Genomic DNA, 24875 nt, shown 5'->3' on the forward strand with positions numbered 1-24875 from the left:
AGCTTTTGCAGTGACGGGAATCATCCCGTTGAAACGGGAGGTGGATTTTATGAAGCGTTCACTGCGCGTGGTGCTGTTGGCGGCCACAGTGTTCACACCGAGCCTGGCGATGGCCCAGGATGCCCCGGCCGAGGAAGGTGGGATCAAGGATATCGTGGTGACGGCCCGCAAGACATCGGAAACGCTGTCTGACGCGCCCGTCGCGGTTTCGGTGGTGACTTCTGAGAAGATCAACGAACTGGGTCTCAACTCGATCGATGATTTCGCCAAGCAATCGACCGGCATCAGCTTCAGCCAGGCCTTCGGTCGGACCACCGATCGCCCGGTGATCCGCGGTCAATCGAACGTGCTGGCCGGCGTGCAGGCCGGTGTGGAAACCGGTGCCGCCTATTTCGTCGACGGGGTCTATTACCAGGGCGATATCCAGGGCTTCGACCCGCAGTCGATCGAACGAGTCGAAGTAATCAAGGGGCCGCAATCCGCGCTTTATGGTCGCAACACCTACGCCGGCGCGATCAACTACATTACCAAGGACCCAAGCAAGGACCTGACCATCTCGGGTCGCGCCCGCGCCGCTGAGCATGACGAGTACGAGATTGCCGGATCGGTCAGCGGTCAGCTGATCCCTGACGTGTTCGGCTTCCGCGCTGGTGGGCGCTTCTACAAGTATGGCGGCGAATATACCAACCAGCTGACCGGCAAGAAGGTTGGCAATGAGAAGACCACCTCTGCCTATCTGACCCTGCAGCTCGAGCCGTCGAGCGACATCAAATGGCGTACCCGCGTGAACTGGCAACACGATGAGGATGGCCCGCTGGCGATCTTCCTCCAGGGTGCCGCTGCCAACAACTGCAAGCCTGGCTATCGTTCGCCACGCTATCGCACAGCTTCGCCGTTTGTGCCGCTCGCACCCGCCGTGCTTGCTTCAACCAATACCAACCAGTTCTTCTGCGGCACAATCCAGCCGCAGCCAAACAATGTCCGGCTCAACACCGATCCATTGCTGATCAACCCGGTGCTGGGGACCCGCGATGGCACGGCCTTTGACGGGATCGAGAACAAGCAGGTGCTGGTCACCTCGGTGCTGGACTGGAACCTGGGCGGCTCGGGCTGGATGATCCATGCACTGGGCGGCTGGCGCAAGAACTACAATTACTTCGGTACGGATTCAGACCATTCTGATGCCTTTGCCTATTTCGCGGGGACGGCGGCCAGTACGCTCAACACTGAGCCGGCCTTCGCCAACACCAATCGCGATGTGCAGAAGGATGTCAGCGCCGAGTTGCGGCTGAGCACGCCTGAAGACAAGCCGATCCGCGCGATGATCGGCGGGTTCTATTACAAGCAGAACTTCGAGACGACTGACATCACTTTCGCCAGCGGCAAGGGTGCCTTGGCGCTGGGCACCGATGGTTCGCAGTATGCGACGGTGGAGAACAAGGCGATTTTCGGCCTGGTCGAATGGGACATCACTGACGCCCTTTCGGTTACCGCCGAACTGCGCCATGCCAAGGAAACCAAGACGCTGATCGACCGCGCCACGGCCGCCTCGATCTTCTGCGCTGGGGAAAGCGGCCGGGCCGCGACCTTTGGCTTTGCCGGCACTTGCCGCGGGGCGGGCTCCTTCTCGGGTACCGATCCGCGCATTACGGTCAATTACACCACGCCGGGCGGGACGCTGATCTATGCCGTCTTCGCTACGGGGCGGAAGCCCGGCGGCTTCAATGGCACGGCCGGGGTCACGGCTGAAACCCAGTATCCGGGCACGCAGTTCGTCAATTACCTGCCCGAAAAGTCTAAGGGCGGGGAACTGGGCGTGAAGTTCGATGCGTTGGACCGCCGCTTGCGGGTCAATGTCACCGGTTTCTACAACGAACTGACCGATTACCAGCTCACCACCTCAATTCCGAACCCAGCGGGCACCGGCGCGGTCACCTCGATCGTCTCGAATGCTGGCAAGGCGCAGACCAAGGGGCTTGAACTGGAAATCACTGCGGCGCCGGCCGATAACCTGCTGATCAACCTGGGCCTGTCCTATGTCGATGCCAAGTTCACCGAAGGCTGCGACGCGGACGAGTTCATCCTCAATTCGGGCGGCCTCCGCCCGAACTTCGATACCCGCAACCCGACTGCGGCTGGCAAGGCGCTGTGCGACATCAGCGGCCGCAAGTTGCCGCTGGGTAGTCCAATCATCGTCAACGGTTCGGTTAGCTGGTCGAAGGAGCTGAATTCGAACGGGCTCGAATTCTTCGCCAACTCGAACTTCAGCTATGAAGACGCGAAGTACATCCAGGTCGATAACCTGGCGAAGACCGGCGATGCCTTCCTGCTCAACGCCCGGCTGGGCATCAAGACTGCGAACTTCTCGATCGCTGTCTTTGGCCGAAACCTGACCGACGAGGACTCGATCCCGCTGGCGACCCGCTGGTTCGATCTGCGCTATGGCGCTGGGACGACGGGCCTGCCGCCGGCCGCTTCGGTCAGCTTCGATGGCCGTCCGGCTCAGATCGAAACCGGCACCCCGCGCGCCTTCTTCGCGACGCTGCGGCGGGGACGGACCTTCGGCGTGGAAGCCAGCGTCAACTTCTGACGCCACCGCGATTGCGGAAAGGGCGGTGGCCAGCGCGGCCGCCGCCCTTTTCGTTTAGGCTCAGAAGGGGCGGAGCACGGCCAGCGCAGCGATCGAAAAGACCTGCAGCCACAGGCAGGCGAGGATCGTGGTCGCGCGGCGGTAGGTTGCGCGCAGGCTCGCTTCGCGCCCGGGCGTGGAGCCCTGCGCCCGGACCTCACCCCAGACGGTGAAGTGGCGGATCAGTTGAAAGCGGATCAGCAGCCCGCAACCGATCACCCCGGCGAAGAGCACCAGCTTAAGCCGCAGCCAAGCCGGCCAGTCGCCTTGCGTGGCGGCGAGCGTCAGTAACGCCAGTGCAACTGCATAGCGCACCACCCGGTCGAGCAGGGCAAGCCGCTGGCCAAGTGCAGTCTTGCGCGTGCGATGGGTTGCTTCAACCAGGCCAAGCCAGGCCAGGCCTGCGACGAGCGCGATACTGCCGATGTTGGCAGGTAACAGGCCCAGACCGGCCAGCAGCATGGTCCCCAGTGTGGCCTGCAGGACCAGCGCATAGCGGACATGCTGATCGACCTTCATCAGGTGATCGGTCATTTCCTGCCGTGCCGCCACTGGCAGGTCATTGCGGTGGACGATGAAGCGATACTCGCTGTTGATCACCAGGTCCGAGCCCAGCCAGTAGCCCAGCACCACGGTATGGATCGCCAGCAGGATCATCTGGCTCATCGGGGGGCCCTTGGCTGGAATGCATAGAACGCGGGATCGTCGTGCGCTTGCCAGTCGGCGGTCACATAGTCCTCATTGATCAAGGTGCGCTGGAACAGCCGGCCCTTGTCATACCAGTGCCAAGTGCGGTTCTTGGCGCGGCCATCCTCGGCCACGGTGATCATTTCGCAATAGCGAAAGTCGGGCGCTCCGGCGCGGGTCCACAGCACCATGATTGTGCGCTGCGTCTCGTCCATTGCCAGCGGCGCGACCCAGCCATCGATATTGACGTTGGAGATGTTGATCCGATCGCCCTGCAGCACCCCGTCGAAATAGCGGATCTCGCGGGTGCCGTCGGGCCAGTCATAGATGTTGGTCTGCGCCAGCCGCGCCGTGCCGTCTGGCCCGTCGAACAGCCGGCAGACCAGGGTCGACTTATGCCGGTCAATCTCGCGGTGTTCGGCATCGAAGTGGACATATTCGCCCTGCCATACCCCCGCCTGGCTGGCGACGAGGGGCATGGTCCCGGCGATCGCTCCCAAAGGTCAGTGTCCGGCCGTGGGCGCGGGCTTCTTGCCGCCTTCCTTCTCGGCGATCCACTTCTTGAACACGGTCCAGGTGGTCTCGTTGGGCCGCTGGTCATCAAGCGGCGGCGGCGAGGTGTAGGTGGGATAGTTCAGCGCGATCTCGTCCTTCAGCACCTTGGGCAGCTCATCGAAGCTCTTCAGCTTGTTGCCCATGGCGTTGACCACCATCTGGCCCTGGCGGCCGCGCATCTTCATCCATGGCATCCAGTCGGAAATGCGGACCCAGGAGACGATCGGATAGGCGGTGGGGTTCTTGGTGTTGAGCATCTCCTCCGCGTCATAGGCGAAGTCGAAGATCTCCATCGCGTGGTACTTGCCGCCGATATAGTCCTGATAATCGCCGCCCAGCACGTTGTGATAGAACAGCGGCGCTTCGAACGGGGCGAAGATCCAGCGGCCCTCGCGCCGGCCGGTGAACTTGTAGGGCGCGCCATCGGGGCCATAGGCAAATTGCGGGCGCTGGTTCACCGGATCGTTGGCGATGTGCATCACGTCGACCACTTCATTGGTCCACGGATTGGTCCACTTGCGCACCACTTCGCCGGTCTTGGGATCGAGATAGAGCATGATCTCGCGGCTGATCAGGCGCCAGCCCTTGCCGCGCTTGGGATCGTCTACGGTCACACAGGTGCGGATGTTCATCCCTTCGCCCTTGAACAGCAGGCGGTCAGGCTCACCGGCGACGCGCGAATAAAACTTGCCGGACCAGTGATAGACCGCCGGTTTGCCATCCGCCTCGCCGCACTGGGCGCGCTTGGCCACTTCCAACGCGTCTTCGGGCTTGTCGAGATCCAGCATCCGGGCCTTGCCCGCTGCCAGGGCCGGGCTGGCCGTTATCGCCAGCGCTGCTGCCGTCATCATCCACTTGATTGCCCGCATGATCCGCTCCTTATCGGTTATGGTGCGGAGCATAGATTTGTCCGGACAACTTTCAAGCGGAGAATTGGTTCAGGGCAAAAGCAGTTCCGCCATCGCCTCGACCACCGCATCGGCGTCGAGCCGATAGGTCCGGTAGAGGTCGGGCAGGTCGCCAGTCTGGCCGAAGCGGTCGATGCCGAGCGGACTGATCCGCTGCCCGCGCACGCCGCCGAGCCATGATAGCGCTGCGGGGGAGCCATCTAGCAGTGTCACGATCCCCGCATCGGGCGCCAGGGGGGCGAGCAGCGTTTCGACATGGCTCCGCTCGCGCCTGCCGCCCCGCCACCGCGCAGCGCGCGCCGCCGACCAGCCCCGATGAAGCAGGTCGGGGGAAGTGACATTCAGCAGGCCCAAGCCCGGCAGATCATCCGCCAGTTGCTCCCAGGCGGCGATGGCTTCGGGCGCGATGGCTCCTGAGAACGCAATCGCGGCGCGCGAGCCGGGCGCGGGCGCGCGCAGCCAGTAACCGCCGGCCAGCGCGTCGGCTTCCCAGGCGGCATCGGCGCGCGGCTGCTGGTCGATCACCCGGGTTGAGAGCCGCAGATAGGTCGAGCCGCCGTGCGGCGCCTGAATCTCGGCAAAGGCGCGGTGCATGAACAGCGCCAGTTCATCGGCAAAGGCGGGTTCATAGTGCGTCAGCCCTGGCTGGCCCATGCCGATCAGCGGCGTGTTGATCGACTGGTGTGCGCCGCCCTCCGGCCCCAGCGTCAGCCCCGACGGTGTCGCCACCAGCAGGAACCGCGCATCCTGGTAACAGGCATAGTTCAGCGCATCGAGCCCGCGCGAAATGAACGGGTCATAGACAGTCCCGATCGGCAGCAGCCGCTCACCAAACAAGGGCGCAGACAGGCCGAGCGCGGCGAGCATCAGGAACAGGTTGTTCTCGGCAATGCCCAGTTCGATATGCTGGCCGGCCTCGTGCCCGGCCCACTTCTGCGGGCTGGGGATCTTGGCACCGGCGAAGACGTCCTTCAGTTCCTGCCGCCGGAACAGCCCGCGCTGGTTCACGAAGGCGCCAAGGTTGGTCGAAACGGTCACGTCGGGCGAAGTGGTGACGATCCGGTCCGCCAGCGGATGGCCCGACTTGGCCAGATCAAGCAGGATCCGGCCAAAGGCGGCCTGGGTCGACTGCTCGGCCCCTTCCGGAACCGGCAGGCAATCCGGCACGGCAATCGCCGGGGCGGTGCGGGCCGGGTGCGTCAGCTTGGTGCGGAAGGGTTCCAGGAAGGCTTTGAGCGCCGCCGCGCTATTGTCACCCATCCCAGCAAAGGGCTCCCACTCGGTTCCTTCGGCGATCCCCAGGCTGGCGCGATAGTCGGCCATCTGGGTGGGGTTCATCAATCCGGCGTGGTTGTCTTTGTGGCCCTGGAACGGCAGGCCATAGCCCTTGACCGTATAGGCGATGAACAGCGTCGGGACCTCGTCCTGGGCGCGCTCGAAGGCATCGACCAGCGTTTCGATGCAGTGTCCGCCCAGGTTGAGCATCAGCCGCGACAGCCCATCGTCATCGAAGCTGGCGACCAGATCGAGCGCGGCCTTGTCGCCAGCCAGATCGGCATTGAGCCGCTCGCGCCAGGCGGCGCCACCCTGATAGGTGAGGGCGGCATACTCTGCATTGGGGCAATCATCGATCCACTGGTCGATCGCCCTGCCGCCGGGGCGCTTGAACGCTTCCCGTTGCAGCTTGCCGTGCTTGATCGTGATCACGCGCCAGCCGCAGGTCTCAAAGATGTCATCGAAGCGGCGGAACATGCGGTCGGCGGTCGTGCTGTCGAGCGACTGGCGGTTGTAATCGACGATCCACCAGCAATTGCGGATGTCGTGCTTGTAGCCTTCAATCAGGCACTCATAGATGTTGCCTTCGTCGAGCTCGGCATCACCCATCAGCGCGATCATCCGCCCGGCCTCACCCTCGGGCAGCTGGCCGTGGGCGATCAGGTAATCTTGGACCAGGCTGGCAAAGGCGGTGATGGCAACCCCCAGGCCGACCGAGCCGGTCGAAAAGTCCACCGGCACCTTGTCCTTGGTCCGGCTGGGATAGCTTTGTGCCCCGCCAAGGCCGCGGAAGGCCTTGAGCTGATCCAGGCTCTGGTTGCCGAGCAGGTAGTGCAGGGCATGGAGCACCGGCCCGGCGTGCGGCTTCACCGCTACCTTGTCCTGCGGGCGGAGGGCGTGGAAATAGAGCGCGGACATGATCGCGGTCATCGAGGCGCAGCTCGCCTGATGCCCGCCGACTTTCAGCCCGTCGCGGCTCTCGCGCAGGTGGTTGGCATTGTGGATGATCCAGGCCGATAGCCAGCGCAGGCGCTGGTCAATCGTCTCCAGGGTGCGGATCAGTTCGGCACGCGAATCTTTCTTGGGCATGGGCGGCCCTTAGCCTGCCACGGCTTGTTCCGCATAGGCGGCAATCGGGGCAGCTTCGCCATTCTGGCGCATGATCGCCTTGACCCGGAAATAGCGATAGAGCCCGGCATTGCCCATCCGGCTGGGGCCCATGCCGGACTGCTTGAACGAGCAGTTCTCGGCATCCCAGACCCCGGCGGTCATCGAGCCGTCGTTGATCGAGATCGCCCCGGCCTCAAGCCGCTCGCCGACCTCTTCCGCTTCGGCCGGATCGCCGATCACGGCGGCGGAGAGGCCATAGATCGTGTCGTTCGCCAGGCGGATCGCCTCCTCGACATCGTCATAGATCGTCACCGGGATGACCGGGCCGAAGGTTTCTTCGGCAATAATGGCCATGTCGGGGGTGACGTCGGTCAGGATGGTCGGGCGCAGGTACTTGCCGCCGCCCAGCGTTTCGACTTGGCCGCCATGCAGCACCTTGGCGCCCTGGGCGACGGCGGCATCGATCTGGGCCTGGACCTTGTCGGCCTGGGGCGGGAAAATGAAGGGGCCGATGTGGCCCTTGGTAATGTCAGGATAGTTGAATTCGACGCCCTTGGCCTGCTCGACCAGCGAGGCCAGGAAGGCATCGGCCAGGCTGCGATGGACATAGAGCCGTTCGATCGACTGGCAGGCCTGGCCATTGGCCGCGACGCTGGAGCGTAGCGCGATGCTGGCCGCCTTGACCGGATCGGCCGAGGGCAGGACGATCATCGGGTCCTTGCCGCCCAGCTCAAGATTGGCCGGGATGAAGGCAGCAGCCGCCGCTTCGGCCACCTTGCGCCCGGTCGCCACCGAGCCGGTGAAGCAGACGTAATCGACATTGCCAACGATCGCCTTGCCGGTGTCAGCATCGCCTTCAACAATGGCCAGGACCTTGGCGAGTTCGGGTACGGCGGCAATGGTTTCCCGCAGCACCGGGATGAAGCGGGGCGTGATTTCGCTCGGCTTGATCAGCGCCGCGCAGCCGGCCAGCAGCGCCGGGATCGCATCGATCAGCGCCAGCAGCATGGGGAAGTTCCACGGCGCGATCACGCCCAGCAGCTGGTAAGGGACGTGGCGGTTGCTGATGGTGACGCCAGGCGTGGCGCTGGGCACGTCCTTCAGGTCCAGCGCGGCGATCATGGCCGGGCCGGTGGCAGCCCAGCGGCGCAAGGTGCCGGCCACGCTGAACACCTCGACATTGGCGATGGCGACACGGCCCGTATCGACGCTGAGCTTGGCGACCAGATCACCGCCGCGCGCCTCGATCGCCTCGGCCCATTTGACCAGCACGGCCGCGCGGGCTTCGGCGCCCAGCGCCAGCCAATCAGGTTGAGCGGCGCGCAGACGGAGGGCAATCGCGGCGATCTCGTCAGCTGGTACGGCTTCGATCGCATAGTCGGTTTCGCCGGTGCGGGGATTGCGGACGGGGATGGTCATGGGGAGGCTCCTGTTCGCGCGCACCTTTGCTGGCTCACGCAAAGTTGTCCAGACAACTTTTAGGGTGAAGGGGTGTCCTGTGTCAGCAGGGTGCCGAATTCGTGCAGGTCGGCGAGCTGGTCACGCAGGCTGTCGGTCGAACCGGTCTGGCGCAGCACGGCCAGATGGGCCGGCCCTTGCCGGATAAAGCCGTGCAGCAGGACCAGCGGGTGCAGGGCAATGGCATAGCCCAGGGCCTGAAGTTCGGCGGCAGTCGAGACCGGGCTGACTCCGCCCTCGACCAGATTGTGGACCAGCGGCACGGCGGGGAGGGCGGCGGTAGTGGCCTCCATCTCGGCCACCGTTTCCGGCCCTTCCAGGAAGACCAGGTCGGCCCCGGCCTCGGCATAGGCGCAGGCCCGGTCGAGCGCGGCGGCAAAGCCTTCGATCGAGCGTGCATCCGTCCGTGCGATCACCAGCATCGGCCCGCGCCGCGCATCGAGCACGGCCTTGAGCTTGTCGATGTACTCTGTCGCCGGGATCACTGCCTTGCCGGCCAGGAAGCCGCAGCGTTTGGGAAAAAGCTGGTCCTCCAGCTGGATCGCGGTCGCGCCCGCAGCTTCGAGCACGCGAGCCGTTCGGACCGCGTTATCCGCGTTGCCAAAGCCGGTATCGGCATCGACGAACAGCGGCAGCTCCGACACCTCGCGGATCAGCTGCACCGCTTGGGCGAGTTCGCTCATGGTGACCAACCCCATGTCGCGCCGCCCGTGCCGCGCCATCGACAGGGCACCGCCAGAGAGGAACGCGGCTGGAAAGCCAGCCTGCTCGACCAGCCTGATCGAGAGGCCATCCCAGACGCCGGGCAGCGACAGCACCTGCCCCCGCGCATGGCCGGGCACTGCAGCGGCAAGGGCAGAGTGGCGATCCATCAGTCTTTGAGCTGGCCGGGAATGTGGCTTTCGTGATTGGCGAGATACCAGTCAGCGATTTCCTCACGCGTTGCCCACCACACCCCGGGGAGCGATTGGGCGTGCTGGATGAACTCGCGGATCGCGCGGATCCGGTGGGCGCGACCCGACACGTGAGGGTGCAGGCCAACATTCATGATCCGCCCGGTCTTCGCGCCCTCGGCATAGAGCACGTCCAGCTCCTCGATCAGCGCATCGCGGAACTGGTCGGTGGTGAAGTTCTTGCGGGTGATGAACGTGAAATCGTTGATCTCGTTCGAATAGGGCGTGGCGACAATCGGCCCGTGCGGCGTGCGCAGCAGATAGGGCTGATCGTCATTCATGATGTCGCAGTAGAACTTGCAACCATATTCGGCGAGGATGTCTGCAGTTTGGAGCGTCCCGCGAAGCGAAGAGGAAAGCCAGCCCTTGGCCTTGCGCCCGGTGTACTTCTCATACTGCGCCAGGGTCCGCAGCACGATCTCGCGCTCCTTGTCGGGCTGGTGGGCGAAGTTGCTCAGCAGTTCGCCCTGTTCCCAGTTGTGTGCCAGCAGTTCCCAGCCGCGCTCCAGGCAGGCATCGACCATCGCGGCGCGGCGTTCGAAGGTGACGGCATTGGTGGTGCAGCTGGCCTTGGCGCCCAGCTCGTCCAACAGGTCATAGAGCCGCCAGATGCCAACCCGCTGGCCATATTCACGCCAGGTGTAGTTAGGAAAATCGGGCACGTTGCCAGGCAGCACATCCGGCAGGATCGCCGGCCCGCCCGCGTAATAGGGCTTGTCGGTATCCTTGGTCAGGTCCCAGGTTTCGAGGTTGAAGGTGAGGATCAGCGCGACCCGCGCGCCGTTAGGCCATTGCAGCGGCTGGCGCTGGCTGATTGGCACGTAATCGTATTCCATAGGCCTCTCCCCGGGCGTGACGGGCAACCCCTTCGCGCGTCACGCCTGCCGTTTCATGCCAGCCGGGGCCGCTCTTCGCCAGACGGATAGAATTGGTCTTGGTCGATCTCGCCGGGAAATGTGCGCCCATAGGGAGGGCCAAGGACGCAGTTACGCGGGAGTTGGCAGGAATTATGGCAAGCGTTGAGCGATGCCAGGTTATGATCGCCGGGGCGGGCCCCGTCGGCACGGTCATGGCCACGCTGCTGGCCCGCGCCGGCATCGACGTAATCGTGCTCGAAGCCGGCGAAGACTGCGCGCAGGACATGCGCGCATCAACCTTCCACCCGCCGACGCTGGAAATGCTGGACGAGATCGGGATCACCCCGATGCTCCTGGAGCGCGGGCTGAAGGCGCCGGTTTATCACTGGCGCGATCGCCGTTCGGGCGAAGTGATCGAGTTCGACCTGACCGAGATCGGGGATCGCACCCGCTATCCCTTCCGGATCCAGTGCGAGCAGTACCACCTCAGCCGCGCGCTGGCCTCTGGGCTGGAGCAGTATCCCAACGCCTCGGTCCGCTTCGGGCACCGGCTGCTGTCGTTCGAACAGGATGAGCAAGGCGTCGCGATCGCGGCTGAAACACCCTATTCGATTGCGCATTTCCGCGCCGACTGGCTGATCGGGGCTGACGGGGCGAACAGCCTGGTGCGCAAGTGGCTGGGGACCGAATTCGACGGGTTCACGTACCCCGAAAAGTTCCTGTGCCTCTCCACCGCGACCGAGCTGGGCGACTATCTGCCGGGCCTGGCCCATGTGAATTACGTCTCCGATCCGGACGAGTGGCTCGTGCTGTTGCGGGTGCCCAAATTGTGGCGCGTGCTGCTGCCCGCGGCTCCGGATGCAACCGACGAGGAACTGCGTTCCGACGCGATGAAGAACGCGGTGTTTGACCGGCTGACCGGTGATGGCGCAGCGGTCGAAACCTATCACCGCACAGTCTACCGGGTGCACCAGCGGGTCGCGAAGAGCTTTTTGAGCGGCCGGGTAATGCTGGTCGGCGATGCCTGCCACCTCAACAATCCGCTCGGCGGGTTCGGGATGAATTCGGGCGTCCACGATGCCTTCAACCTGGCTGAAAAGCTGCTGCCGGCGATCAAGGCGGGCAAGCCCAATGGCAGCCTGGCGCTCTATGATCGCCAGCGCCGCACCGTCACTCACGCCTTCACCCAGGCGCAGACCATCAAGAATATGGAGTTCATCCAGGGCGGGTCCGACCAGGCGCATGAGCGCCGGCGGCAGGAGATGCTGGCGATCAAGCAGGATGATGAGCAGCGCCGCGCCTATCTTCTTCGGCAAGCGATGTTTGAAAGCCTCGAGCAGGCTGCGGCCATCCAGTAGGAAAGCAGACGCTATGACCGATGTTCAAGGCTATCGCGCGGTTCTGGGCGTGATCGGTCCGTCGACTAACACCGTGGTCCAGCCCGACATGGAGCGGATGCGTCCAGTGGGCGTGACTAACCATTACCGCGGGATCTTCGTGACTGATCCGGTCGCGCTTTCGAACGAGGATTTCCTGGCGGGCACTACCGCCATTTCCGACAACACCATGACCGCGGTGCGCGAGGCGATGACCTGCAAGCCCGATTACCTGGTGCTCGGGATGTCGGCGATCACCTTTTACGGCGGCATTGCCGGCGGCGCGAAGTTCAAGGCCGAGGTCGAAGCCCTGGCCGGCGTGGGGGCCTCAACCGGGTCGGAGGCCACCATCGCCGCGCTTAACGCTTTCGGGGGGATAAAGCGCGTCAGCTTCGTCTCACCCTACTACCCCGTCGCCAATGCCGAGGTGCGCCGTTACCTCGAGGAAAGTGGATTCGAGACGGTCCGCGACGTGCCGCTGGAATGCAAGTGCTGGACTGACATCGCCAAGGTCTCGCCCGAGCGGCTGAGCGAAGTGATCGCCTATCTTGATGGACCGGAAGTCGACGCGATCATCCAGGTGGGCACCAACCTGTCGATGGTGCAGCTGGCGGCTGATAAGGAGCGCGAACTGGGCAAGCCAGTGATTGCCATCAACACCGCGACCTATTGGCATGCCTTGCGGGCGATCGGGATCACGGACAAGATCAGCGGCGCGGGCCGCCTGCTTGAGGAACATTGAAAATGGCTGACGGGGGCAAGGGCTATTCGGCAAATGCCGTGCGGGCGGGCTGGGCGCTGGCGACGGTCGGGCTGGTTCAGGCCATTCTGACGATCAATTTGCCCCGTACCGACAAGACTCTGCCGCTGCGCGAGGAGCTGCGCAACTGGCACGTCCTCGTTGGGCTGACCCTGCTGGCGCTGGTGGTGTGGCGGCTGTGGCTGTGGTGGCGCGAGGAACGTGGGATGGCGCCCGTCCATGGCCTGCGCCCCGGCCTGTTCAACTGGGCCCGCACCCTAGCGCTGGCCAGCTATCTGCTGATCTTCGCGATGCCGATCTTCGGCGCGCTGTTTGCCTGGGGCGGGGGCACGCTGGTTGCAGTCGGGCCACTGTTCAAGGTGCCGGTGCTGCTGCCCGAGAGCTATCGCTTGTGGCTGTTTGCGGGCTATTTCCACTCCGGCGCCGGCTTCATGGCGATGCTGCTAAACCTCGCGGCACTGCTGACGGCGGCCTATGCCTGGCTGCGTTATGGCAAGGGTCTGCTGACGACATTTCCGCCGGGATTCGGGGTGCAATCGCTGCTGGCCTTGGGCACGACCAGCTATGCCATGGCGACCTTCAAATCGAGCGCGCCGGGGCCGGCGGCCGTGGCGCGCTACATCGCGATCATCGTCGTGGTCTGGGCGGTGGGTGCACTGATCGCCCGCTGGCGCAAGGCCAAGGAGCGCGCGCCCGAGCCGATGGGCAAGGGCCGCCTCGCCGCCGCCGCGGTGGTGACCGGGATTCTCGCGCTCGGGTCATATGGCCCCTATGCGATGTTCCGCGTTGCGCCCTGGCCGATGGGCGATGTGATCGCGGGCCCGGCCGGCTTAACCTCGCACGCGGCGCCAGTCACCCGGGTGCAGGCCTGGGCCGAGACCGAATACGAGCGCACCGTCGCGAGCCAGACCTACAAGTGGTGCGGGTTCTGCCATACGTTCGAAAAGGGCGGAAAGACCAAGGCCGGGCCTAACCTCTATGCCATCTTCGGCCAGCGGATCGCTTCGGTGCCGAACTTCCACTATTCCCCGGCGCTGGCGGGCAAGCGCGACGCGGTGTGGGATGACGCCACGCTTGATGCGCTACTGGCCGATCCCGACAAGTTCGCGCCGGGCACCACGATGATCATCTCGTCCGGCCCAGTCAGCGACCCCAAGGTCCGCCGCGCGGTGATCAATATGCTGAAGCGCGATACGATGCCCGGTGCGATTGATATGGTTCCGGCGCCGGCCGGGCAGTAACGCCCTACTTAACCGCCCGCATGATCAGGTTGGCGAGCTTCGCATTGTCCCACTCGGGCTTGGCCGGCGGCGTATCGCCCATCCGCAGGATCGCGAGGTCATATTTAGGCGAAAGGTACAGCACCTGGTTGCTGTTGCCATCGAACAGGAACAGGTCCGGATCGAGGTAGGGCTCGCTGTGCAGCACCTGCGGGCCCGGGCGGCCTGGTGCGCCAAAGCCTCGGCGTTCCTGCCACGGATTGCCGATCCAGATACCAAGGCCAAAGTGCGGGTTCTGCGCCGTGCCGCGGCGCATTTCCGCGACATAGCCCTTGGGCAGCAGCGCCTTCCCGCCCACCTTGCCGTCATTCAGCAGCAGCAGCCCCAGCCGCAGCCAGCTCTCGGCCGGCAAGTGCATGCAGCAGCCCGAATGGGCGAGGCCGCCAGGCCGGTTGACCCAGACCTTGCCGCCCTTCGCGCCAATCGGCTGGAGCACTTGGCGGCCAACGAACTGGGCGTAGCGCATCTTGGTGGCGCGCTCGATCACCAGCGCGACCAACTCGCTTGGCGCATTGGCATAGCCGTAGACGGAGCCGGGGGTAGCGACGAGCGGGTAATTCTCGACAATGTGGCGGCCGTGGTCGGTATCGAGATAGGCGCGGTTGAGCGGGTGGTCGGGATCGGTGCTGAAGCCCTGTTCCAGCATGCCCGAGCGCATGTCGAGCAGGTAGCGGACCTTGATCGCCGCCTTGGGCGTGCCGCGCCACTCGGTCACGAAATCGGCGACAGACTGGTCAAGCGACTTGATGTAACCCAGCTTGATCGCGCGGCCGACGGCAATCGCGGTAATCGGCTTGGCCATCGATTTGGAGACCAGCAGGCTCTCGGCGTTCCGCTCGCCATAATAGCGCTCGAACTCGATCTTGCCCTTGCGCCAGACGATCAGCGTCGAGGATTTGTTGGCTGCGGCATAGGCATCGGCTTCGGCCAGCGCGGCGGCCGGGATGCTCGGCTGGGTGAGGCGGGGCAGGGGCTTGGGCTTGGCGCCAACCACCTCTTCAAGCGGACCGAACGAGACCTGTCCGGGGGCCTTGAGGAAGGTCTCCCAGCGCTCCTTGTAGATCGCGGCATCATCCGCCAGCGCGGCGACGGATGCGCTGAGAGAAAGGCCCGCAAGGACCGAGTGAAGCAGTTTCAGGCTCATCGCTGCAATCCCTTCAGCGCCAGATTGACCAGTACGCCCTCGTCCCAGTCCGGACCCGGCGTTCCCGCCCGGGCAATGACCAGCTGGGCCGATCTCACGATATAGACCCGCTGCCCGCCGAACCCGTCGAAATAGACCACGTCATCGGCCAGGAACGGCTCCGCCTGAGGGACGGTCACCGCCGATTCCTTCGAATAGCGCCGCTCCTTCACATAGGGCGATCCGCGCCAGATCCCCATGCCATAGCCGGGATTGCCGGCCGATGGCGCGGTGATCGCCGCGATCCATTTGGCGGGCAGCACTTGCTTGCCATTCCACTTGCCCTTGTGGCGGATCAGCTCACCCAGCCGCGCCCAATCGCTCAGGCCGGCGTTGAGATGGGCGTAGAAGCGCGGCTGGCCGCCTTCCGAATCCAGCCACAGCGTGGCGGGTCCGTTACCGAGTGGGCACCACAGCCGCTTGCTGAGGTATTCGGCATAGCGCCCCTTGCCGGCCCGTTCGGCCGCATTGGCAAGGGCCAGTCCCGCCAGTTGCAGGTTGGCGTTGTTGTAATTGAAGGCACCCGGCGGGCCTTCCTGCGGCAAGGCCAGAGCAGTCTGGCTGGAATTGCCCAGCATCAACTCGATTGCCGCATCCTCGCGCTTAGCCAGTGACGGGTTCTTGAGGCCGCTTGCCATCGACAGCAGCTGGCGCAGGGTGATCTTGCCGCGCGGATCGTCCTGCAGTGCCGGGATATAGCGGCCGACCGGATCGTCGACCGACTTGATCAGCCCATCGGCAATCGCCGCGCCCATCAGCAGGGCGACGACCGACTTGTGAGTTGAATTGGTCTGAAGCGGCGTGGCGCCGGTGACGCCGGGGGCATAGCTTTCGCCCACGACCTTGCCATCCACCAGCACGATCAACCCGGCACCGCCGCGCGCATCGGACCACTGCTTCATCGCTGCGAATGCGCCCGGCGCCAAGGTGGCGGCCGATCCAGCGGCGAGGGGTTTGGCCGGGCAGCCAGGCACTGCTTCGGCCGGTGTCAGGTGATCGGTTCGGGTGATCGGCTGGCCCATCGCCTTGCCCATATTGGCCATGGCCTGCGGGCTGGGCGCGGCGGAAACCGCAACTGGGGCGATGAGCAGGCCAAGGCCTGCGACGATATGGCGCAGCATTGAGCGATCCTGCCGCAGTAAGGGGTCAGGACCACTGTCTGCCGCGGGTCTATCCGGTTGTCGATCACTTGGCGGCATGGCGTGAACAGTGCGTTGGGTATAGCTATGCTGCCACGATGCGCTTCCTGACCCTGCTCGCCGCCCTGCTGGCGCTGCTCTCCGCACCCGCTTTTGCCCGTCCGGAGAGCGCGGTCGTGCCGCTCGACAACGGGGCGGGGCGGACGGTGCCGGTCACCCTGGTGAAGCCGGAGGGGCGCGTGAAGGGCGTGCTGTTCTTCTCGCACGGGGCGCTGTCCAGCCCGGCGAAGTATGCGGCCTTGACCGAGAAATGGGCCGAGGCCGGCTACTTCGTGGTCGCGCCGCTCCACGGCGACAGCACCGACTGGACCGGAACCAAGCCGCAACAGGCCGAGCAGTTGCCCTGGCGGCTGGCCGACATGGCGCTGGTGCGCGCATGGCTGCCAATGCTGGCAGGGCGGTTCGGCCTGCGCCTGGGCAGGGCACCGCTTTATGCCACCGGGCACAGCTTTGGCGCGCTGATCGCGATCCTCTGGAACGATTCGGCGCTGCGCTCGGTCATCGCGATCTCGCCGCCGGGGCCGCTACCCGGCCTGCCGATGCCGCCCGAGGACAAGCCGTTGCTGGTGGTCACGGGGACGAAAGACTCCTTCCCGATGATCGCACCCAAGTGGCAGGATCACCTGACCGCCTACAACCAGGCCAAGGGCCCGTCGCTGGCCTATGTCGGGACCGATGCCGATCATTATTTCGGCGGGATCTATGGCCGGCCCGAACTGCCGGGGCCCAAGGCAGAGGCGGCCTTTGCCGATCTGGTGCCGCTGACGCTGGCCTTCCTGAAATCGCCGCGCAAGGCGGCAAGGTTCAAACCCAAGGCGGGCACGCTGGAAGCCAGGGGCTTCTAGTCGCGGCCCCACTTGGCGAAGGTTGCGGCCGCAATCACGTTGCAGGCGGCCGGGGCAAGGGCAAAGGCGATCAGGATCCCGGTCAGGGCCGAGGCCGGCTGCGGCCCACCCTGCGCCGCAGCCACGGCATCGAAGCCGAAGGCCGAGAGGATCAACCCGGTGATCAGCGCCCCGCCCAGCGCAAAAGCGATCTTGTCGAGCGCGATGAACACCGACGAGTAGAGCCCGGCCTTGCCCTCGCCAGCGATGTCGCTGACCATCGAAAAACCAAGCATGGCCCAGCCTGAATTGCCGATCCCCAGGACCAGGGCAAAGCCATAGAGCAGCGGCAGGCCGCCAATCGACGAGGCCGCCCAACCAAGGTGGGCGACGGCATGAATCAGCGCGGCGACGACATAGGCGCGCCGCTTGCCGATCCGGGCCGCCACCTTAACCCACAGCGGCTGGGCAATTATGATGCCCACGCTGGCGATCAGCACCACTGGTCCGACCCGGTTGAGCGCGTCGGCGATGCCGAGGTTGTAACTGATGAAGTACATCAGCCCGGCATAGGCCATGCCGGCGGCGACTAGCTGCAGCAGGTTGACCAGGGCCAGGACGGAAAAGCGCCGGTCCGCCAAGGCGGTCAGGGCGGCGCGCAGTGTGACCACTTCCTGCGAGGCCGGGCGCAGGCCGACACGCTTGGCAGCGGCCCCGGCGCCCCACCAACCGATCAGCAGCGATACTGTGCAAAGCGCGGCGAGCATTTGCGCCATAGCTTCATAGCCCGGCTGTCCACCGCCCGAAGCCGCGGCATAGGCTGGTGCGACTGCCCCGGCGATCAGCACTCCGATCGCGGTAAAGGCCAGCCGCCAGGCCATCAGCACAGTGCGCTGGTGCGGGTTCAGCTGCAAGTCGCCGGCGATTGCCAGGTAAGGCACCGAAAGGCAGGCAAAGACTGCCATGTAGAGCGCGAAGGCAGTGGCAACATAGCCGGCCATCTCGCTTTCCGTCCCGCGCGGTACATGGAACAGCGCGATCATTGCCGCAGGGGCGGCCAGGGCCCCGATCAGCAGCCAGTGGCGGCGGGCAAAGCGGTGCTGATAGCGGTCAGAGACCAGGCCGGCGGAGACGTCAAACACGATCCCGCCAACCAGCTTGGGCACGAAGATCGCGGTCCCTGCCAGTGCCGGGGAGACCCCCAGCACACTGGTCATGAAAAACAGCAGCAGCAGCGAGGGAACATCGCGGAAGACCTGGCCAGCGATCTGGCCAAAGCCATATGCCACCTGTGCCGGAAGGCCCGGCCCCGCCGCTGTGCTGTCGTTCAACTCGATCTCCCCTGTATCTTATCGCGGCAGGCTGTTCAGGTCTTGGGCGCTCCGCCGGCCTGCATGGCCCGGAACCAGGCCGGCAGCTCGGGATCCTTGGCGCGCGGGGGGCCTTCGGGGCCGACCGGTGCGGGCTTCTGGGTCCGCGCGTAGTTTTCGAGGCTTGAGAGCGAGACGTCTGACCAGGCTTCGGGCGCATGCATGAACTTGGGGAAGTGCTTCTCCGTGTAGTCCAGTACGCGGCGGTCGATGACCTCGATATTGTCGTGGGCACCCATGAAGCACTGGTACGCGCAATGCCCAGGGGTCTGCCCCATCAGCATCCACGGCAGCCATGGCGTGGTCCGCGCCCAGGTACCGTCGTACTCGACCGAAGTCTTCTTCGGGTCCTGCATGTCGCGCCAGTCGATCTGGTACAGGAAAGTCTCGGTCACCTGGTTGAACGGCGATCCGCTCTCGCGCGGCCACTTCGCGGGCTGGAGTGCGGAGGGGTAGAACAGGTGGATATTGCTGAACCAGTGCAGCCGGTTGTCGCGGCGGCGGAAGTCAAGCTTGACCGGGACCTTCGGCGGCTTGTCCTTGTTCAGCCCGCCATAGGCTGGCGGCGGCGGATAGAAATCGGTGATGGTGTGGTTGAACGGATCGTTGGCGATCGGCACCACCTTGACCACTTCGTTGAAGTAGGGGTTGGTCCACTCCTCGATGATCTCGCCGCTCTTGAGGTCGGTGTAATAGCCCACCTCGCGCAGCACCTTCTTGTAGCCGCCGTCCTCACCCTCGTTCGGGAGCAGACGGGCGCAGGAAAAGCCGGTGAAGCCCACCAGATCGCGCAGTGCCTCGCCAGGGCGGACAGCCTGGACCACGCCATGGTACCAGCCGTACTTGGTCGATTTCATGTCGGTATTGCCGGCCAACCGCGCCCAGGCATCGCGGCACCCGCGCGAGGTGGTCAGGTCAAGGTGCGGGCCCTTGAGCGAAGTCTGCACGCCGCCGCCCTTGCCAGCGGCGGGCTTGGCCCCTGCGGCACTTGGGATCACGCCGGATGCAGCGGCGAGCATCGCGGCGGAGGAGAGGAAGTCGCGGCGGTCCATTCGGGTTTTTCCTCGCTAGGTGGATAAATGCGAAGGCTATCCTGCCATGCCATCTGGACCAACATGAAACTCCCGTTAGTTTGACCGGCAGACGGATAGAACAGGGGTGGGCTCGGCGATGACGATGGAAAAAGGCGTTCCGATCCGCGCGATTACGCGGGGGCTTTCCGTGCTCCAGGCGGTCAACCGCGGCGGCTCGATTACCATGATGGAGATCGCCCGGACCAGCCAGGTGCCCTATCCCACGGCGTGCCGGATCGTGCAGACGCTGCTGCACGAAGGGATGATCGAGCGCGAGCCGGCCCGCAAACGTTATCGGGCGACGGCGCTCGTCCAGAGCCTGGCTTCAGGCTACCACGACGACAGTCACCTCGTTGAAGTGGCGCGCCCCCACATCGAGGCATTGACCGACAAGCTGCTCTGGCCGATTTCGATCACCAGCCGGGTCGGCGCACACATGATGGTACGCGATTCCACCCACACGCGCACATCGCTGACGCTCAACAACTATTACCCCGGCTTCACCCTGCCGATCATGGAATGCTCGAGCGGCAAGGCCTATATGGCGTTCTGCAGTGATGCCGAGCGCGGGCATTTGCTCGACGGCCTGCGGACGATTGAGGGCGCGGCCGAAAAGATGGCCACCCTGCTGCTGTCGAACGATAACCTGCTGCGCGAAGTCCGTAACCAGGGTTACGCCACCCAATCGCGCAACGCCTACACCGCCAACCCAGGTAAGACCTCGTCAATCGCGGTGCCTTTGTTCCGGGGCGAGGAAGTAGTCGGGGCGATCACGATCATCTTCTTCTCGGTTGCCATGACGATGGAGAAGGCGGTCGCCCAATTTGTTGCGCCTTTGTCAGCGACGGCCAGGACAATCTCGGCTGAACTGACCGGTACGCTGGGGCGCTAGGCCTGTTCGACAGGCGAATAAAAGCCGCTGGAGGATATTGTCCGGACAAGTGTGCGATAGCTTGGTGATCGGGCGTCCTGCATCAGCAAGTGGGACGACACAGGGAGGCTAAAATGAATCTGACTGCGCACAGATTTCTCAAGCGTGCCGCGCTTTCTGGGACCGCGCTGGTTGCCATTGCCACGGCTTTTCCGGCCTATGCCCAGGAAGCCGACGAAGATGGCGCCGACAGCAACGACATCGTCGTGACCGCGCGCAAGCGCGATGAAGACATCCAGACCGTGCCGATCGCGATCACGGCCTATACGGCTGACCAGCTCGCCGAGCGCGGCATTTCGAACTTTAACGATCTTGGCAACTCGACCCCGGGCGTTGCCATCACCAGCATTGCCGGCGGCACGGTGCAGCAGGTTTTCGTGCGCGGCCTGGCGCCAGCCAACACTGCCAACGACCTGAACACCGAAGCCAACGTTGGCGTGTTCATCGATGGCATCTACCAGACCAGCCGCAACACGCTCGACATCATCTCTGTGCTCGATGTTGGCCAGATCGAAGTGGCCAAGGGGCCGCAGTCGGCGCTGTTTGGCCGTTCGACCTTTGCCGGTGCGCTGAGCATCGCGACCAAAAAGCCGACAAGCACCTTCTCGGCCGACGTCTCTGCCACGGTTGGCGTGGACGAAGACTATCGCATCAAGGGCTCGATTTCGGCCCCGCTGGGCGACAGCCTGCGCGTTCGCCTTTCGGGCGGCTACCTGACCTATGACGGTTGGGGCGAAAACTCAGCCGCGCCCGACGACAACCTGGGCGGGACCAAGAAGTGGGCTGTCAGCGGCACAGTGGTCTGGGAACCAAGCCCGGACTTCACCGCCACGCTGTCAGGCTTCATCACCGACAGCAAGACCGAGATGAGCCCGGTCAGCCAGCCGGCCATCAGCACCTTCAACTGCGGTACCACCAGTACGGCAGCGGTAACGCTGGGCCTGCGCCAGCTTTACTGCGGTGCGCTGACCGCCAAGAAGGTCAGCGACATCAGCCCGGGTATCCCTGAAACCCGGTCCAAGACGCGCCAGGGTTCGCTCGAACTCGAGTACAAGCTCGACGGTGTCCGGATCGTCAGCCTGACTGGCTTCTCCGGGGCAGAGAACGATACCTTCAACGACTATGACGCCTCGTCGGCCGGTGTGCTGCTGGGCGTCTGCGGCGGACCAGTCTGCCTCCCGGCCGGGGCCTATACCCGCCTGGTACGCACCAACCTGGTCTCGATCTCGAAGGAGCGGGTCCGCACGATGAGCCAGGAACTGCGGCTCCAGTCTGACAATGACTCGCCGCTCCAGTGGATCTTCGGTGCGAACTACTTCGACCAGAAGATCCCGCTTACTGCGGGCGGGATCGGTGCCGACCGTGCCGGCCTGTTGGCCACTGAACGGTTCATGCAAGTGACCCAGGTTGGCACCGTGCCGACTGCCGGCGTGGGGGCTTACGAGTTCACCGCCAACCCCTTCGTCGTCAACGATTCCAACGTTGGCCAGCTTTCGTCGAGCTACTCAAAGGCCAGCACGCAGACCTTCTCGATCTTCGGATCGCTGGGCTATACCTTCGGGGCACTGCGGGCGACGGCGGAAGGGCGCTACAATATCGACCGCAAGAAGGCGCAGGTCTTCTCGGTCTCCAACCCGCTCAGTGCGCCGGGGATCAACCAGCACATCGTGGGCACCACGCCGCCCGCGGCCGGGACCTTCCCGGTGGTCGGTCCGCTGTTCGCCAAGACCTTTGAAAGCTTCGCCCCGCGCTTCACGCTGGACTACAAGGCTTCGGAAGACATCTTCCTTTATGCTTCGGTCGCCAAGGGCGTGCGCGCGGGTGGCTTCAACACCGCCAATGCAGTCAGCGCCACAGGCATTCTCGCCAGCGAAGTGCCGTATGACGAAGAAGAAAACTGGACTTACGAAGCCGGCTTCAAGAGCGAATGGTTCGACAAGGTCCTGATGCTCAACGCTTCGTACTTCCATGTCGATTGGAAGAACGCCCAGGTATCGAGCTTCACGGAAAACCCGACTGCGGTGAACCCGGTCCGGATCATCCGCAATATTGGCTCGATCAAGACCGACGGCTTCGAAGCCCAGGCTGAAGTCCGCCCGACCAAGCAGCTCGGCTTCGGCGGCAGCGTGGTCTATTCGGACGTGGCCTTTGGCCCCGGCGTCTACGATGGCGGCACGGTTACGCAGTGCGTAGTCGGTACGGGCGCGGCGGCCACGGCGGCTCCGGGCTGCCCGGCACCGATCGTGGTCACCACGCCGTCGGGCGCGGTCCGCGCAGTGCCTTCGCTCGAAGGCCTGCGGCCGGCGCGTTCGGTCAAGTGGCAGTGGAACCTCCACGCCACCGCCGGCTTCGACCTCACCGACGATTGGGAAGTTAAGGCCCGCGTGGACGTGAGCCACACCGGCCCAGCCTTTACCAACATCATCAATACGATCAGCTATGGCAAGCGCACGCTGACCAACGCGCGCCTGACCTTCTCGAACGACCAGTTCGGCGTCTCGCTGTGGGCGACCAACCTGTTCGACAAGACCTATGTCCAGAACTCGATCAACCAGCCGCGCGCGGGCATCCCGGTCGCCTTCAATATCCCCGAGATCTATCTCGGCGAAGGCCGCCGGATGGGCGTGACGCTGACTGCCAAGTACTGACCCGACCGATTTAAAGGGGGATGGGGCGGGGGACCTTCGGGTCTCCCGCCCTTTCTATTTCAGCCGTGCAGGAATGCAGCGACGGCGGCCACCCAGGCTTCGGGCTGCTCATCGATAATGTCGTGCGTGCCGCCGTCCAGCGCGTCAAAGGCAAAGTCAGGGCGCAAGGCGTGGGCGCGCTGCGAGGCGGCGTAGAGATCTTCGCCGGTATTGCTGAAGATCATGGTCGGCACGGTGATCGCCTTGAGGTCGGCTGCCATGTCATGGGCAAAGGCCGCCTCGAAGCCCCAGAAGTAGTGCGTCGGATTGGCTAGCAGTGCCGTCACATAGCGGTGCATGGCCTCCAGTTCGGTCCAGCCGGGCGAGGCGGCCAGCCGCTGATTCCAGGCGGCAAGCAGATGGCTGCCATCGGCCTGCGGTTCAAGCGGGGCAAAGCGGAACTGGGCGAAGTGCGCGCGCTCTTCGTTAGAGAGCAGGGCCACGCCATTGAGGATTAACCGGTCGACCAGTGCCGGCCGCCGCGCTGCGAGGCTAGCAGCGATCGAGGCACCGGTGTGGTGGCCCAGCACGTGGGCCTTGTCCCACCCCATCGCGGCCAACACGGCGGGAACGGCATCGGCATAGCCAGCGATCCCGACCGGGTCGGCGGGGCGATCGGACTGACCGAAGCCCGGCGTATCCATGGCCACGGTGCAGAAACCCGCCTCGGCCAGTAGGGGCAGCACTGCACTGAACTGGTCGCCACTGAGCGGGGACTGGTGCAGCAGGAGCAAGGGTGTGCCATCCCCTGCAATCCGCAGATGAAGCTGGCCATAGGGGCCATCGACATAGGCCCGGCGCGTGGTCATTTCTTGCTGGGCACCCCGGCCTCGATCCAGGCCCGCATAACCGTGGTGAAACGCTGCGGGGTCTCGATCGGCGGGAAGTGGCCAACATCGGGCAGGTAGACCAGCGCCGGTTCCGCGCCTGCCAGATAACCATAAAGCGTCCGCCCCGCGCTGGTCGGCAGCAGGGCATCACTGCCACCCCAGATCAGCAGGGTCGGCACCTTGACCGCCGCCATCGCCGCCCGTGCCTTGGGCGCATCGCCAACCTTGGCGATCATCGCGATGAAATTCTTGTGCGGGGTGCGGCGGTTGAAATCGTAGAAATGCAGCCGCGTCGCCTGGTCGATCCGCTTGCCGTCGCCAGCGAAGAACGAGAGGAACTGGCTCCAGAAATCGGCATCCTGATAGCCATTGGCCTTGGCCCGCGCCTGGGCGGCGGCCCATTCGGGCGTCGGCACGAGGTGCGAGGTATCGACCGGATCGGACGGGGCGTTGGAGATCACCAGCCGCTCGACCAGATCGGGCCGCTTGGCGGCGAGAAACACGCCGAGCGTGCCGCCGCTGGAAACCCCAACAACCGTCACCTTCTTCACGCCAAGCTGGGTCAGCAGCCCTTCGGCGATCTCCGCCGGCGTGGCGGCGGCGACCACGCTGTCAGGCACGTCGTCCGACAGACCCAGGCCGGGCACGTCATAGCGGATTACGCGGTAATGCGCCTTAAGCAGCGGGACCATGCCGTCCCAGGTCTTGAGCGTACTGGAGGAACCGTGGACCAGCAGCAGCACCGGCGCATCGGCGCGCTTCAGCCCCTCGTCCTTGTAGTGGACTTTCAGGCCGGCAATGGTGGCATAGCGGCTCTGGCTGTCCTGGTACTTGGCCTTGAGCTGATCAAGGCTGAGCCAGTTGGACGCCGCCGGGGCATTGCCCATCAGCAGCAGGGCGAGCGGCAGCAGGATCAGCCGGGCCAGCATC

General features: G+C 64.6%; 20 protein-coding genes. 7 read left to right on the forward strand and 13 right to left on the reverse strand.

What is annotated here, in order from left to right; translation table 11 throughout:
- Positions 1-49 precede the first annotated feature (49 nt).
- A complete protein-coding gene (locus tag FRF71_RS10880; protein WP_147090672.1) occupies positions 50-2590 on the forward strand; it encodes a TonB-dependent receptor in 2541 nt (846 codons plus the stop codon).
- A 60-nt stretch (positions 2591-2650) separates the two neighbouring features.
- Here FRF71_RS10880 and FRF71_RS10885 read toward each other — a convergent pair whose 3' ends face one another.
- The 7 genes from FRF71_RS10885 to FRF71_RS10915 all read right to left on the reverse strand — a co-directional run bounded on the left by FRF71_RS10885 (position 2651) and on the right by FRF71_RS10915 (position 10411).
- Positions 2651-3295 carry a hypothetical protein gene (locus tag FRF71_RS10885; RefSeq protein WP_147090673.1) on the reverse strand — a complete coding sequence of 215 codons (645 nt, stop codon included), beginning with the start codon at positions 3293-3295 and terminating at the stop codon, positions 2651-2653.
- The gene (locus FRF71_RS10890) at positions 3292-3795 is read right to left on the reverse strand and encodes a DUF3598 domain-containing protein (RefSeq protein ID WP_147090674.1); all 504 of its coding nucleotides are present in this window, start codon (positions 3793-3795) and stop codon (positions 3292-3294) included. Before FRF71_RS10890 ends, FRF71_RS10885 begins: the two co-directional genes overlap by 4 nt.
- A gap of 24 nt (positions 3796-3819) precedes the next feature.
- A complete protein-coding gene (locus FRF71_RS10895; RefSeq protein WP_161597950.1) occupies positions 3820-4740 on the reverse strand; it encodes a DUF1838 family protein in 921 nt (306 codons plus the stop codon).
- 69 nt (positions 4741-4809) lie between these two features.
- Complete coding sequence (locus FRF71_RS10900) at positions 4810-7143, reverse strand: transketolase (protein ID WP_147090676.1); 2334 nt, start codon at positions 7141-7143, stop codon at positions 4810-4812.
- Positions 7144-7152: 9 nt separating this feature from the next.
- On the reverse strand, positions 7153-8583 hold the full coding sequence (locus tag FRF71_RS10905; RefSeq protein WP_147090677.1) for an aldehyde dehydrogenase family protein: 1431 nt from the start codon (positions 8581-8583) through the stop codon (positions 7153-7155).
- Between the two features lie 59 nt (positions 8584-8642).
- Positions 8643-9494 (reverse strand): isocitrate lyase/PEP mutase family protein, encoded by an 852-nt coding sequence (locus FRF71_RS10910; protein ID WP_147090678.1) that lies wholly within the window; start codon positions 9492-9494, stop codon positions 8643-8645.
- Positions 9494-10411, reverse strand: coding sequence for a polysaccharide deacetylase family protein (locus FRF71_RS10915; RefSeq protein WP_147090679.1), 918 nt, complete (start codon positions 10409-10411; stop codon positions 9494-9496). Before FRF71_RS10915 ends, FRF71_RS10910 begins: the two co-directional genes overlap by 1 nt.
- Positions 10412-10611: 200 nt before the next feature.
- On the opposite strand from FRF71_RS10915, the gene FRF71_RS10920 reads away from it, so the two are divergent.
- From FRF71_RS10920 to FRF71_RS10930, 3 genes are read left to right on the forward strand one after another with little or no spacing between them, the layout of a single operon-like run.
- On the forward strand, positions 10612-11790 hold the full coding sequence (locus tag FRF71_RS10920; RefSeq protein WP_337678485.1) for an FAD-dependent oxidoreductase: 1179 nt from the start codon (positions 10612-10614) through the stop codon (positions 11788-11790).
- 13 nt (positions 11791-11803) lie between these two features.
- Positions 11804-12550 (forward strand): maleate cis-trans isomerase family protein, encoded by a 747-nt coding sequence (locus FRF71_RS10925; RefSeq protein ID WP_147090681.1) that lies wholly within the window; start codon positions 11804-11806, stop codon positions 12548-12550.
- Positions 12551-12552: 2 nt separating this feature from the next.
- Positions 12553-13809 (forward strand): hypothetical protein, encoded by a 1257-nt coding sequence (locus tag FRF71_RS10930; protein WP_147090682.1) that lies wholly within the window; start codon positions 12553-12555, stop codon positions 13807-13809.
- 4 nt (positions 13810-13813) lie between these two features.
- On the opposite strand, the gene FRF71_RS10935 is transcribed toward FRF71_RS10930, so the two are convergent.
- Entirely contained in the window at positions 13814-14992 is a 1179-nt protein-coding gene (locus tag FRF71_RS10935) for a serine hydrolase domain-containing protein (protein WP_147090683.1), read from the reverse strand.
- Positions 14989-16152, reverse strand: a complete 1164-nt coding sequence (locus FRF71_RS10940) for a serine hydrolase domain-containing protein (RefSeq protein ID WP_161597952.1) — start codon at positions 16150-16152, stop codon at positions 14989-14991. Before FRF71_RS10940 ends, FRF71_RS10935 begins: the two co-directional genes overlap by 4 nt.
- On the opposite strand from FRF71_RS10940, the gene FRF71_RS10945 reads away from it, so the two are divergent.
- On the forward strand, positions 16152-17075 hold the full coding sequence (locus FRF71_RS10945) for an alpha/beta hydrolase (RefSeq protein ID WP_161597953.1): 924 nt from the start codon (positions 16152-16154) through the stop codon (positions 17073-17075). The two genes, FRF71_RS10940 and FRF71_RS10945, sit on opposite strands and share 1 nt — an antisense overlap.
- Here the strand turns inward: FRF71_RS10945 and FRF71_RS10950 are convergent.
- Positions 17072-18385, reverse strand: coding sequence for an MFS transporter (locus tag FRF71_RS10950; RefSeq protein WP_161597954.1), 1314 nt, complete (start codon positions 18383-18385; stop codon positions 17072-17074). The two genes, FRF71_RS10945 and FRF71_RS10950, sit on opposite strands and share 4 nt — an antisense overlap.
- 35 nt (positions 18386-18420) lie before the next feature.
- Positions 18421-19476 carry a DUF1838 family protein gene (locus tag FRF71_RS10955; protein ID WP_147090687.1) on the reverse strand — a complete coding sequence of 352 codons (1056 nt, stop codon included), beginning with the start codon at positions 19474-19476 and terminating at the stop codon, positions 18421-18423.
- A gap of 118 nt (positions 19477-19594) precedes the next feature.
- On the opposite strand from FRF71_RS10955, the gene FRF71_RS10960 reads away from it, so the two are divergent.
- Positions 19595-20389 (forward strand): IclR family transcriptional regulator domain-containing protein, encoded by a 795-nt coding sequence (locus FRF71_RS10960; protein ID WP_238339196.1) that lies wholly within the window; start codon positions 19595-19597, stop codon positions 20387-20389.
- A gap of 113 nt (positions 20390-20502) precedes the next feature.
- Positions 20503-23076 (forward strand): TonB-dependent receptor, encoded by a 2574-nt coding sequence (locus FRF71_RS10965; RefSeq protein WP_147090688.1) that lies wholly within the window; start codon positions 20503-20505, stop codon positions 23074-23076.
- Positions 23077-23135: 59 nt separating this feature from the next.
- On the opposite strand, the gene FRF71_RS10970 is transcribed toward FRF71_RS10965, so the two are convergent.
- Positions 23136-23924: an alpha/beta fold hydrolase gene (locus FRF71_RS10970; RefSeq protein ID WP_147090689.1), complete on the reverse strand. Its 789-nt coding sequence runs from the start codon at positions 23922-23924 to the stop codon at positions 23136-23138.
- A complete protein-coding gene (locus FRF71_RS10975; protein WP_147090690.1) occupies positions 23921-24874 on the reverse strand; it encodes an alpha/beta fold hydrolase in 954 nt (317 codons plus the stop codon). The genes FRF71_RS10970 and FRF71_RS10975 overlap by 4 nt, the downstream gene beginning before the upstream one ends.
- Position 24875 lies beyond the last annotated feature (1 nt).

The organism is Novosphingobium ginsenosidimutans (assembly GCF_007954425.1).
Taxonomy (GTDB): Bacteria; Pseudomonadota; Alphaproteobacteria; order Sphingomonadales; family Sphingomonadaceae; genus Novosphingobium; species Novosphingobium ginsenosidimutans.

Bases quoted from the DNA above. Each gene is read 5' to 3' on its own strand.
- FRF71_RS10965 (WP_147090688.1), top strand. From the start codon at position 20,503: ATGAATCTGACTGCGCACAGATTTCTCAAGCGTGCCGCGCTTTCTGGG.
- FRF71_RS10925 (WP_147090681.1), top strand. From the start codon at position 11,804: ATGACCGATGTTCAAGGCTATCGCGCGGTTCTGGGCGTGATCGGTCCG.
- FRF71_RS10885 (WP_147090673.1), bottom strand. From the start codon at position 3,295: ATGAGCCAGATGATCCTGCTGGCGATCCATACCGTGGTGCTGGGCTAC.
- FRF71_RS10970 (WP_147090689.1), bottom strand. From the start codon at position 23,924: ATGACCACGCGCCGGGCCTATGTCGATGGCCCCTATGGCCAGCTTCAT.
- FRF71_RS10910 (WP_147090678.1), bottom strand. From the start codon at position 9,494: ATGGATCGCCACTCTGCCCTTGCCGCTGCAGTGCCCGGCCATGCGCGG.
- FRF71_RS10920 (WP_337678485.1), top strand. From the start codon at position 10,612: ATGATCGCCGGGGCGGGCCCCGTCGGCACGGTCATGGCCACGCTGCTG.
- FRF71_RS10955 (WP_147090687.1), bottom strand. From the start codon at position 19,476: ATGGACCGCCGCGACTTCCTCTCCTCCGCCGCGATGCTCGCCGCTGCA.
- FRF71_RS10895 (WP_161597950.1), bottom strand. From the start codon at position 4,740: ATGCGGGCAATCAAGTGGATGATGACGGCAGCAGCGCTGGCGATAACG.
- FRF71_RS10905 (WP_147090677.1), bottom strand. From the start codon at position 8,583: ATGACCATCCCCGTCCGCAATCCCCGCACCGGCGAAACCGACTATGCG.
- FRF71_RS10975 (WP_147090690.1), bottom strand. From the start codon at position 24,874: ATGCTGGCCCGGCTGATCCTGCTGCCGCTCGCCCTGCTGCTGATGGGC.
- FRF71_RS10935 (WP_147090683.1), bottom strand. From the start codon at position 14,992: ATGAGCCTGAAACTGCTTCACTCGGTCCTTGCGGGCCTTTCTCTCAGC.
- FRF71_RS10960 (WP_238339196.1), top strand. From the start codon at position 19,595: ATGACGATGGAAAAAGGCGTTCCGATCCGCGCGATTACGCGGGGGCTT.
- FRF71_RS10930 (WP_147090682.1), top strand. From the start codon at position 12,553: ATGGCTGACGGGGGCAAGGGCTATTCGGCAAATGCCGTGCGGGCGGGC.
- FRF71_RS10915 (WP_147090679.1), bottom strand. From the start codon at position 10,411: ATGGAATACGATTACGTGCCAATCAGCCAGCGCCAGCCGCTGCAATGG.
- FRF71_RS10890 (WP_147090674.1), bottom strand. From the start codon at position 3,795: ATGCCCCTCGTCGCCAGCCAGGCGGGGGTATGGCAGGGCGAATATGTC.
- FRF71_RS10940 (WP_161597952.1), bottom strand. From the start codon at position 16,152: ATGCTGCGCCATATCGTCGCAGGCCTTGGCCTGCTCATCGCCCCAGTT.
- FRF71_RS10900 (WP_147090676.1), bottom strand. From the start codon at position 7,143: ATGCCCAAGAAAGATTCGCGTGCCGAACTGATCCGCACCCTGGAGACG.
- FRF71_RS10880 (WP_147090672.1), top strand. From the start codon at position 50: ATGAAGCGTTCACTGCGCGTGGTGCTGTTGGCGGCCACAGTGTTCACA.